Source organism: Microcystis sp. BLCC-F209 (assembly GCF_041928595.1).
Lineage (GTDB): Bacteria > Cyanobacteriota > Cyanobacteriia > Cyanobacteriales > Microcystaceae > Microcystis.
Genome location: NZ_JBHFLL010000129.1, coordinates 1 through 9,454 on the forward strand (window position 1 = coordinate 1; position 9,454 = coordinate 9,454).

At 44.7% G+C, this 9,454-nt stretch carries 9 protein-coding genes; 7 read left to right on the plus strand and 2 right to left on the minus strand.

From position 1 onward, the window contains the following. Window positions 1-361: 361 nt before the first annotated feature. Window positions 362-2,044, minus strand: a complete 1,683-nt coding sequence (locus ACE1AQ_RS08035) for a hypothetical protein (protein WP_110546047.1) — start codon at window positions 2,042-2,044, stop codon at window positions 362-364. Between the two features lie 190 nt (window positions 2,045-2,234). Between ACE1AQ_RS08035 and bchD the strand changes: the two genes are divergently transcribed. From bchD to ACE1AQ_RS08070, 7 genes are all read left to right on the plus strand, one after another. After that, the gene (gene bchD / locus ACE1AQ_RS08040) at window positions 2,235-4,232 is read left to right on the plus strand and encodes a magnesium chelatase ATPase subunit D (protein WP_106909532.1); all 1,998 of its coding nucleotides are present in this window, start codon (window positions 2,235-2,237) and stop codon (window positions 4,230-4,232) included. A 290-nt stretch (window positions 4,233-4,522) separates the two neighbouring features. Continuing rightward, window positions 4,523-5,026, plus strand: a complete 504-nt coding sequence (locus tag ACE1AQ_RS08045) for a hypothetical protein (protein ID WP_110546046.1) — start codon at window positions 4,523-4,525, stop codon at window positions 5,024-5,026. 10 nt (window positions 5,027-5,036) lie between these two features. Beyond that, the gene (locus tag ACE1AQ_RS08050; protein WP_008196616.1) at window positions 5,037-5,927 is read left to right on the plus strand and encodes a hypothetical protein; all 891 of its coding nucleotides are present in this window, start codon (window positions 5,037-5,039) and stop codon (window positions 5,925-5,927) included. Window positions 5,928-6,068: 141 nt separating this feature from the next. Then, entirely contained in the window at window positions 6,069-6,719 is a 651-nt protein-coding gene (locus ACE1AQ_RS08055; RefSeq protein WP_008196618.1) for a hypothetical protein, read from the plus strand. 176 nt (window positions 6,720-6,895) lie between these two features. After that, the gene (locus tag ACE1AQ_RS08060) at window positions 6,896-7,294 is read left to right on the plus strand and encodes a DUF1824 family protein (protein ID WP_008196620.1); all 399 of its coding nucleotides are present in this window, start codon (window positions 6,896-6,898) and stop codon (window positions 7,292-7,294) included. A 105-nt stretch (window positions 7,295-7,399) separates the two neighbouring features. Continuing rightward, window positions 7,400-8,083, plus strand: a complete 684-nt coding sequence (gene ispD, locus ACE1AQ_RS08065; protein ID WP_008196622.1) for a 2-C-methyl-D-erythritol 4-phosphate cytidylyltransferase — start codon at window positions 7,400-7,402, stop codon at window positions 8,081-8,083. 54 nt (window positions 8,084-8,137) lie between these two features. Then, a complete protein-coding gene (locus ACE1AQ_RS08070; protein ID WP_008196625.1) occupies window positions 8,138-9,079 on the plus strand; it encodes a glycosyltransferase family 2 protein in 942 nt (313 codons plus the stop codon). A gap of 69 nt (window positions 9,080-9,148) precedes the next feature. Here ACE1AQ_RS08070 and ACE1AQ_RS08075 read toward each other — a convergent pair whose 3' ends face one another. After that, a complete protein-coding gene (locus ACE1AQ_RS08075; protein ID WP_253257797.1) occupies window positions 9,149-9,289 on the minus strand; it encodes a type II toxin-antitoxin system HicB family antitoxin in 141 nt (46 codons plus the stop codon). Between the last annotated feature and the right edge of the window lie 165 nt (window positions 9,290-9,454).

Sequence of the window (9,454 nt, forward strand, 5' to 3'; positions counted from 1 at the left end):
GTTATCAGTTATCAGTTATCAGTTATCAGTTATCAGTTATCAGTTATCAGTTATCAGTTATCAGTTATCAGTTATCAGTTATCAGTTATCAGTTATCAGTTATCAGTTATCAGTTATCAGTTATCAGTTATCAGTTCACTGAGATTAACTCAGCCTACTTTTTGGGGTTAATTTTTTGGGGCTTTATTTGACCTGAAAATAAGGGTTTCGTAGGCAGGCACGGATTCCCATTTTACAAGCAATTATCTGTCAAGTCGTGGGGTTTTGTCAAGCTTTTTTGGGAAAAAAAATTAACCGATACTCAAGGGGAGAAAATTGTCGGCAGAGATATTATTTAATCTCCCCTGTGAGTCGGTATTTTTCAGCTTGGCATTAACGCTTTAGTTGCCGAGGCGCCAAGGCGATTTAATTGCCGATTAATTTGCCACCCGACGATGGTTAAACCCAACCACTGACTGAAGATTGCCAAAGCGAAAGAGGGAAGTGTAGCGTATTTAGTAGCGGCAATGGGAAGAAAAGTAAAAAACCATAACAGCGGAGATTGACTGGGATTAACTCGCAAGACAGCGAAACAGAGGAAGGGGAAAATAATCAAAATGCCGATGCTAGTGACTGCCAGCAAAGCGCGTTTATTTGTCCTGACTAACATCAATAACTGGGTGATAGCGGCATAGACTAAAATCATGTTCATTCCCAAGAGAAACCCGGCTGCAGTGGCTAGTTTATATTGATGGAGAGGGGCGATAAAAATAGCGGGAAGAATGAATAAAATGGCAATGGCGACGTTAATAGCCATGGCTAGAGTAGAAGGACTTTTTTCGCCAAAGATTAAAGCTTTTCCCAGACTAATGCCCGTTTTTCCTTGCAAATGACGATAGCGCGCCCAATCTTGAAGAGTTTGACGAGGAGGAGTGAGGGCAAAAAGGATTAACAAGCCGAAAATTGCCACAAAAACGCTAAGAATCGCAAAATTATCGAAAAGATAGCTCGGTTCCAGAGTTTGGAAGACAAAACCTAGGCTAATGGCACTAAAACAGCCCATAATCCAATAACTTTGGGGTTTACTAACAAGAGTAGCGAGGGGATTATGGAAGCGACGCTGGATAATTCTGGTTAAACCGCAGGTGCAGAGGGCAAAATTGAGCAAAATTAAGCTAATACCCATTATAACCGATTGCCAGAGAGATTGACCGTACCAACGCAGATCAAAGATTTGTGAGATTCCTAGATAGCGTACCGCATCGGGGGGGAGAAAAGTAGATTTAACTAGATAGGGAAGGACAAAACTAGGATTAAAGAGAATTAACCAATCAAAGGGGGTACGGGAACCGCCATAGCCCGATAAAGTAAAAATAGTGCTATAAAACACAAAGATTAAGACTGTAGCACTGCCTAACCAGGGTTGAAATCCCCCTAACCATGGCGTGGCCAAAGCGAAACTCAGGGCAGCATGATAGAAAAAGGCACAACTAGCGATTAGAACCCCGTAGAAGGCTAAAATTAACGAAAAGGGAATACCTGCTAATAAACCCGCTCCCAAGTGAAAGGGTAAAGCGAGAAGACAGACGAGATAGAGGAGAATGGGAACCCCGAAAATTTTGCCGATAAAAATTGTTCTGGCGGGTTGGGGACTCAGACGGATAAAATTAAGTGTACCTCGGCGCTCTTCCCCGGAAAGATCGGCGATTAATTGATAGGTTCCCACCACTAAAAGAGCGAAAATGCCGGTAATACTCAGAAAAGTGAAGATATCTAACCACCATAACCGGGAGATAATCATCCATTGACCATTTAGGTCTTGGATACAGTATTTAAGTCCACTATAGGGGTAATAATCGTTGTTATTGGGGGGATTAGCAGTACAGTAACGACTAAATCCCGCCCCTACCGGCAAGAGATTCTTGTAGTACAGGTAAACTAATAATTGACCAACTAGGGAGATAACCGAGGCGATCGAGATATTTTTCGGGGTTAATCTTCCTTGCCATTCTCGCATAATTTGCGGGTTGGTTTCCGTAAGGCGATCGATTATTGTCGTTATCATATTTCTTTCCTCTCTACAGCCGTTATCAGGAGCTAATCCTAGATTAACCCGGTAACTTCTCGATCGGTTCGGGGATGAAGAAATCCATCGAGATGCAGCTAAAATCTGAGTTCGGGAATCAAAAGAGGAAAAGTGCCGGGCCTGGGAGCTTCTGTTTTACACTAGAATTTGGCCGCCTGAATCTAGATCTATGCCCACTCTGACCCTCAATTTTCCCCTAACTGCCGTTGTCGGCCAAGAAGCGATTAAATTAGCCCTACTCTTAGCCGCCGTGGATCCCGCCCTAGGGGGTGTGGTAATTGCCGGTCGTCGGGGAACCGCCAAATCAGTCATGGCGCGAGCGATACATTCCCTACTGCCACCGATCGAAATTATTGCAGGTAATGTCTTTAATTGTGATCCCAACAGTCCCGACGAATGGGACGATCGCACTAAAGAAGAATATAGCAGTGGAGAGGTCGCCACGGAAGTTATCCGGGCCCCTTTCGTGCAGATTCCACTAGGAGTCACCGAGGATCGTTTATTGGGTTCCGTCGATGTGGAAGAATCGGTGAAACGGGGGGAACCAGTCTTTCAACCCGGTTTATTAGCCAGCGCTCATCGGGGAATTCTCTACGTCGATGAAATTAATCTACTTGATGACCAAATTGCTAACCAATTACTAACGGTTTTAAGCGAAGGACGCAACCAAATCGAACGGGAAGGCATCAGTTTTCAACATCCCTGTAAACCGCTCCTGATCGCTACTTATAACCCGGAAGAGGGGGATTTACGACCCCATTTATTAGATAGAATTGCCATTGCGCTTTCCGCCGATGGTGTCCTCAGTTTAGACCAACGAGTCACCGCCGTCAATCAGGCGATCGAGTATGCTGTTTCTCCCACCGCTTTTATCGCCCAATATGCCCAAGAAATCGATGATCTAAAAACCGAAATTATCCTGGCGAGGGAATGGTTAAAAGAGGTAAAAATTAAACCCGAACAAATTAGTTATCTAGTGGAGGAAGCAGTGCGAGGTAAGGTAGAAGGTCATCGCGCTGAGATTTTTGCCGTGAGAGTAGCCAAGGCCGCCGCCGCTTTAGAAGGTCGGGATTTAGTCAGTGCCGATGACTTAAAAAGAGCCGTCGAATTAGTTATTGTACCTCGATCGCTGATTACGCCGCCACCCCCAGAACAGGAACAACAGCCACCGCCACCACCGCCACCACCGGAACCGCCCCAAGACGAAAACCAGCAGGAACAGGAAGAAAAAGAGGAGGAGAAAGAGGAGGAAAAAGAACCGGAACAGCCCGATAATTTGCCGGAAGAATTTGTTTTCGACCCAGAAGGGGTTTTACTGGATCCCAGTGTGTTGTATTTTGCCCAGATGGCCCAGCGTCAGGGGAAATCGGGGGCGCGTAACCTGATTTTCTCGGAAGATAGGGGACGTTATATTAAGCCGATGTTACCCCGGGGCAAGGTAAAAAGAGTCGCCGTCGATGCCACTCTCCGGGCGGCTGCCCCCTATCAAAAAGCCCGTCGCTTAAGGAATCCCGAACGTCATGTGATTATAGAAGAGGGGGATCTGCGCTCAAAACGGCTGGCCCGCAAGGCCGGTTCTTTAATTGTCTTTGTCGTTGATGCCTCCGGTTCCATGGCCCTGAATCGGATGCAGTCGGCCAAAGGTGCGGTTATGCGTCTGTTAACGGAAGCTTACGAAAATCGCGACCAGATTGCCCTGATTCCTTTCCGGGGTGAGCGAGCAGATGTACTATTGCCGCCGACCAAATCGATTACCCTAGCGAAAAAACGTCTAGAAACCCTGCCCTGTGGCGGTGGTTCCCCCTTAGCTCACGGTTTAACCCAAGCGGTTCATGTGGGGATGAATGCCCGTTTATCGGGAGATATCGGTCAAGTGGTGATTGTGGCGATTACCGACGGGAGAAGTAATATTCCTTTGGCGAAATCTTTAGGCGAACCGATTCCGGAGGGGGAAAAACCGGATATTAAGGCAGAACTGCTCGATATTGCCGCTAAAATTCGCTCTTTAGGCATTAAACTGCTGGTTATCGATACGGAGAAAAAATTCGTCTCCACTGGTTTTGCCAAAGAATTAGCCCTAAAAGCCGGGGGTAAGTATTATCATCTACCCCGGGCTACGGAACAAGCGATCGCATCTATGGCGCGAGGGGCAATTGCGGGACTGTAGCTAGGGTTTGCGGCAAAAAGTTTTTCGGTGGGGGCAGGGTGTAGCCCCCCCAACCCCCCCGACATCGGGGGGGCAGGGTGTGGGGTGTAGGGAAGGAAACCTCTTTCATCTGTGGGGGTGAAAATTTTTTCATCGGGACTGCCTCCTGCCGTCGTTAATGACTTGTATTTTGCTGATTTTCTGTTTTTTTTCGGTCCAGTGTGACAGCATCTAGAAAAACTTAACAATAATCAGCAATAAGCGAGAGATATACTACAAACAAACATGAGCAAGTTTTAATTAAGATAACTATGAGCTTTCGATTGGGCAAAATCTTGATAGCAGGGGTATTAGCGACACTTTTGCTAGTAACTTCCTGTGCTAAAGCTCCCTCGCAATTTGACCAAGCGCAACAAGAAAGTACCGCTCGCGGGGCGGCGGCAGTGGTGAAAGAATCCACCTCTGGCGGCAGTTTTAATCGGTTTTTCCCGCCTTCTGGGGGAGGATACGAGCGCGTCTATACCCAGGAGAAAAAAGGCTTTGCCGAGGCAAAACTGAAGCAAGATGGCAAAGTTCTGGCTATGTTAGCCATATCTGACATCAGCAATAATCCCGCGGCGGCCAATAAATTCCAAGACAGTCAAACCACAATTAAAGGTTTTCCCTCTGTCGAACAGGGTGCAACCGCCACCGCCGTTTTAGTCAATAATCGCTATCAAGTCAAGGTTTTATCGCGGGAGCCGGATTTTACCGCCAGCGATCGCCAAGCTTGGTTAGCTAAGTTCGATTTAGATGGTTTAGCAAAGTTAAAGTAAGGAGACATCCGTGAGTAAGCCAATTTTTCAACTGGTGGACGAATTACCGACGAATAATCTCACCGTCAAAGTTCTCAAAACCCTTGATTATGTGGTGCCGGGACAGTGGGATAACCTAGTCGGGTTTAAAAATACAATTATCAAAGTCACCGGCGAAACCGACGAAAGCATGATTCAACAGATTGGCGATCGAGCCGTTTGGTTGTTTAATGATAAATCCCAGGGCTATCAACGGGCGCTCTGGCTCTACCAAACCATCGACAGCGCCGATAATGCCCTAGCCACCGCCTCTCTTGCCAATGCCGTCGGTGGTAAAATTCCCCTCATGGGCGGTTTAATCGAAAGATTAACTCCTGCCCCCGAAAAAGCGCAAACCATCGATCTAACCCTGAAATTAGTGACAGAATTAATCGCTTTTTGTCAAATTAATGGCATTCCGGGGGATAGTATCGATGATTTCGTCGCTTCTCTGGGAGATTATAGCGGCGAATCCCTGATGCGGATGGCGGCGTTAGTTTGTTTGGATGGTTTAATTCCCCTGGGGGGCAGTTTTATCCGCAAAGTGGAATCGGGCCTCAGCATTCTCAGGCCAGAAGAATTAGAATCTAACTCCACTTTCGGCAGTATTAAAGAATTGATTCCGGGGGGAAATACTGCCAGAAAATTAGACTTTATCGGTCAAAGTTTCGACTCCACTAAAGGTTGGATGAGTGGTTTTGTCAGCGAGCGCAGTTTGAGCCAGCAGGGATTATTGAGCAAAATCCAGGGATTTATCGACTTTTCTGCCGATAAATTGGTATATGTCGGGGCATTCCTCGATATGACGACTAATTACTATGAACATACTGGCATTCAAACCCTGGCTCGTCGTTTAATCGAAAGAGCCGTGGCGGAAATTTAAGTGGCATAGGGGGGAGAGATGGACAGACCGATACTAAATCCGCTTTTAATAGTGTGATTAACCCCCAATCCGACTGTAAAAACCTACTTCCCACTCGGCCAAGTATTTAGTATAATATCCTCTCTTTAGTCCCTCAAGGCCATGAATCAGGTACAACTTATCCATGCCGCTAAACAGCAAGATGCAGCCGCTATTATTGTCCTACTTAACCAAAGTCTCTTAACCAGAAAAATAGAGGTTATTGAAGCCACCTCACAAGAAAATGCCCTGACTCTCAAAGTTCAATCCAAAAGGATACCCAATCAACACAAATTATTGCCTTTTTTGTCGGCAGAAATCAAAAGCTTGGGCATCGATGGATTAGAACAAGTGATCGTTTACGGTATGACCGAGGAATCCGATATCCCCGCTTGGCAAGAATCGATAACCCTGAGTCAAGATGATTTAATCGTCAATCATGTCACCAAATTAAACTCTTTGCCGATAATAACCGCAGAAATCGCCGAAAATGACCGAGAAGACGACCCAGAAGCTTTGGAAGACTCTGAAACAACCGAAGAAAAAGCCCTAGAGAAACCAGAGGAGTTCCCTGAAGCTGCTGAGGATATTGTGGCTACTGGTGAGGGATTTTCCCTATCTCATCGGAGAGATTCCCCTTGTCCCCTCAGTATAATTTTGTCTTACCTAGCGATTGGTTTTGGTGCTGGAATTATTATAGGTGCTTACTTCGGCTATCAAAAAGCAGTGAGTAAAATGTACGCACAACCCGGAGCGATCGAACAACCCCGATAAATTTTCCTGTCCCCAACCTGATATGATCGGAATTGCCCCGCTTACGATTAAAACCAATGCAGAATTTTCCTATCTCCAAATCTCAATGATTTAGGGCTTTTTTTCTTGGCAATTTGTCGTTAAGGACAGCAGCACCAGCTTATTTTTGATCTTTAGCCCCGTCTATCTAACCGCTCATGTCTATGGAAGAAGCCTTGAAACTCCTAAAAGAATATGGATGTATTAAACTAAAAATTGCCCAATCCCCCGAAGAAGAAGAAGCTCTAAGACAGGCAATTTTATTAGTTAACCAAGGTTCGGAATCAATTAATTTAGGTATCTGTGCCGATAACAATGAAGAGGGATTTAAAGCCCTGAAAAGTTATCTACAAGCTCTAGGATATCCCCTACCTAATAGTCTCCCAGAAGACCAACCAGAACAGGGAGCGGTGTATATTAAATACAATACCCAAAGACAAGCTTCCTATCTCGATTCCTATACGGGGACCTATCGCGGTGTCCTGGTTTCTTGTCAATCAGAAAATGATCAATTAGTCGGTACTTATGGTCACTTTCCCCTCGATTTATTTTCTTAAGAGGGATAGTTTTTACTGTTTACTAATAACAAGCAAAAAGTTAACCACTCCTATCCACTGACCTTCTCTTTCCTGACTCTTTTAATAATTTTACCTGAAAAAAATATGTATTTGTTAATTCCAGCAGCGGGAATGGGTAAACGGATGGGCAGCGATCGCAATAAGTTACTGCTCACCCTGCACGGAAAACCGCTCCTCGCTTGGACTTTACTGGCTGCCATGCAATCCAGGGCAATTATCTGGATTGGTATCATGGCACAACCAGAAGACTTTGAGGAGATCCGAGCAATTATCACCGCCATAAATGCCCTTAAACCCGTGCAAATCATCCAAGGAGGCGAAACCAGACAAAAATCAGTTTATAATGGCTTACAAGCCCTACCAGAGGGGGCTGAGACGGTTTTAATTCACGATGGGGCGCGATGTTTAGCCACTCCCGAATTATTCGATCGCTGTGCGGCCGCTTTAGCCACTTGTCAGGGTTTTATTGCGGCCATTCCGGTAAAAGATACGATTAAAATTGTCGATAGCAAGGGCTGGATTGAGGATACACCGGATCGATCGCGGTTGTGGGCGGCCCAAACGCCCCAGGGTTTTCAGGTAAAATTATTAAAAGAATGTCATGAACAGGGGCGAAAATTAGCTTGGGAAGTCACCGACGATGCTGCCTTATTAGAAAAATGTGGTTTTCCCGTGAAAATTGTCGTCGGTGAAGAAACTAACTTAAAAATTACTACCCCGGGGGATCTGGCAATTGCCGAATATATTTTAAGTCAACGTTTGCCATAAAAGTTTACAGTGATTGTATTAGACTAGGTAGCGGTCAACTCTAGGCGGTCTCTGATGATTTTTCCCTTTATATCAGTAATCATTCCCATCTACAATGGTGAAGATGATCTTCCCGATTTGCTCAAATGTTTGCAAAGTCAAACTTATCCCCGAGAGCAAGTGGAGTATCTTCTCGTAAATAACAATAGCAGCGATCAAACTGGGTCTATTTTAGAACAGGCAGCGATCGAGAGTAAAGGGTCAGGATTTCCGTTAGTTGTGCTTACAGAAAATCAGATTCAAAGTTCCTACGCCGCTCGTAATTTAGGCATAAAAAATGCCCGTTATAATCTGTTAGTTTTTACCGATGCCGATTGTCGTCCTTCCTATCAATGGTTAGAAGAAATAGTTAAACCCTTTGGTGATGCTAATATCGGTATCGTTGCAGGGGAAATATTAGCTTTAACTGGTAACTCAATGCTAGAAAAATATGCTGAACGTCGAGAGATTCTCTCGCAAAAATTTCTCTTAGAACACCCTTTTTCTCCCTATGGTCAAACAGCTAATTTAGCAATTAGAAAAGCCGCTTTCGAGAAAGTTGGTCTATTTCGTCCCTATTTAACTACGGGTGGCGATGCCGATATCTGTTGGCGTATTCAACAACAAACCGACTGGCAATTAACCTACGCACCAGAGGCAATTATTTACCATCGTCATCGTTCGACTATCAAGAGTTTTCGCAGTCAATTTCAACGCTACGGCTGTTCAAATCGCTATCTTCACGAATTGCACGGGGTCGAATTGATGCGACCTTTAACCAATCAACAGTTATTTTTTAGTCTCGGTCGTTGGTTATTAAAAGATCTACCAAAAAATACCCTCAAGTTACTGTTTGGCAAGGCTGATATAGTAGATTTATTGGCTACTCCCCTCGATTTAATTGGGTTTCAGTCCCGCAGCCAAGGACAGTCCACGGCTAAATTACCCGAAAAAGCTAAAGAAATCGAATGGCTTTAATTCAGTTATCAGTTATCAGTTATCGGTTATCAGATGTAAGTTTTCAGTTCACTGATTACTGATTACTGATTACTGTTTACTGATTAAGGTTTCCTCTAGGGTTTCTCCCTGAGTGAAACATCCTGGAATATTCTTAATTTCCGATACATATCCCTCGTCATCATAAGGATAAATTGTTATTGGATATTTTATAGCAATTCTCTGACTCATGAGGTACAGTAGCAACAGTGAGTAAGGGAGCATCTCACTTACGCGATAAGTAATTATACTTAGCCTAAAAGCCACTCTTAATCGTGTCTTGGAACGAAATAGAGGCTTTTAAAGACTGCGTACATGGAGAATTAAAACAAGAATTACCCTCGAAAAGCCTATTTT

Excerpts from the sequence above, each read along its gene's own strand:
- ACE1AQ_RS08075 (WP_253257797.1), bottom strand. The coding sequence starts at position 9,289 with ATGAGTCAGAGAATTGCTATAAAATATCCAATAACAATTTATCCTTAT.
- ACE1AQ_RS08055 (WP_008196618.1), top strand. The coding sequence starts at position 6,069 with ATGAATCAGGTACAACTTATCCATGCCGCTAAACAGCAAGATGCAGCC.
- bchD (WP_106909532.1), top strand. The coding sequence starts at position 2,235 with ATGCCCACTCTGACCCTCAATTTTCCCCTAACTGCCGTTGTCGGCCAA.
- ACE1AQ_RS08060 (WP_008196620.1), top strand. The coding sequence starts at position 6,896 with ATGTCTATGGAAGAAGCCTTGAAACTCCTAAAAGAATATGGATGTATT.
- ACE1AQ_RS08070 (WP_008196625.1), top strand. The coding sequence starts at position 8,138 with ATGATTTTTCCCTTTATATCAGTAATCATTCCCATCTACAATGGTGAA.
- ACE1AQ_RS08045 (WP_110546046.1), top strand. The coding sequence starts at position 4,523 with ATGAGCTTTCGATTGGGCAAAATCTTGATAGCAGGGGTATTAGCGACA.
- ispD (WP_008196622.1), top strand. The coding sequence starts at position 7,400 with ATGTATTTGTTAATTCCAGCAGCGGGAATGGGTAAACGGATGGGCAGC.
- ACE1AQ_RS08035 (WP_110546047.1), bottom strand. The coding sequence starts at position 2,044 with ATGATAACGACAATAATCGATCGCCTTACGGAAACCAACCCGCAAATT.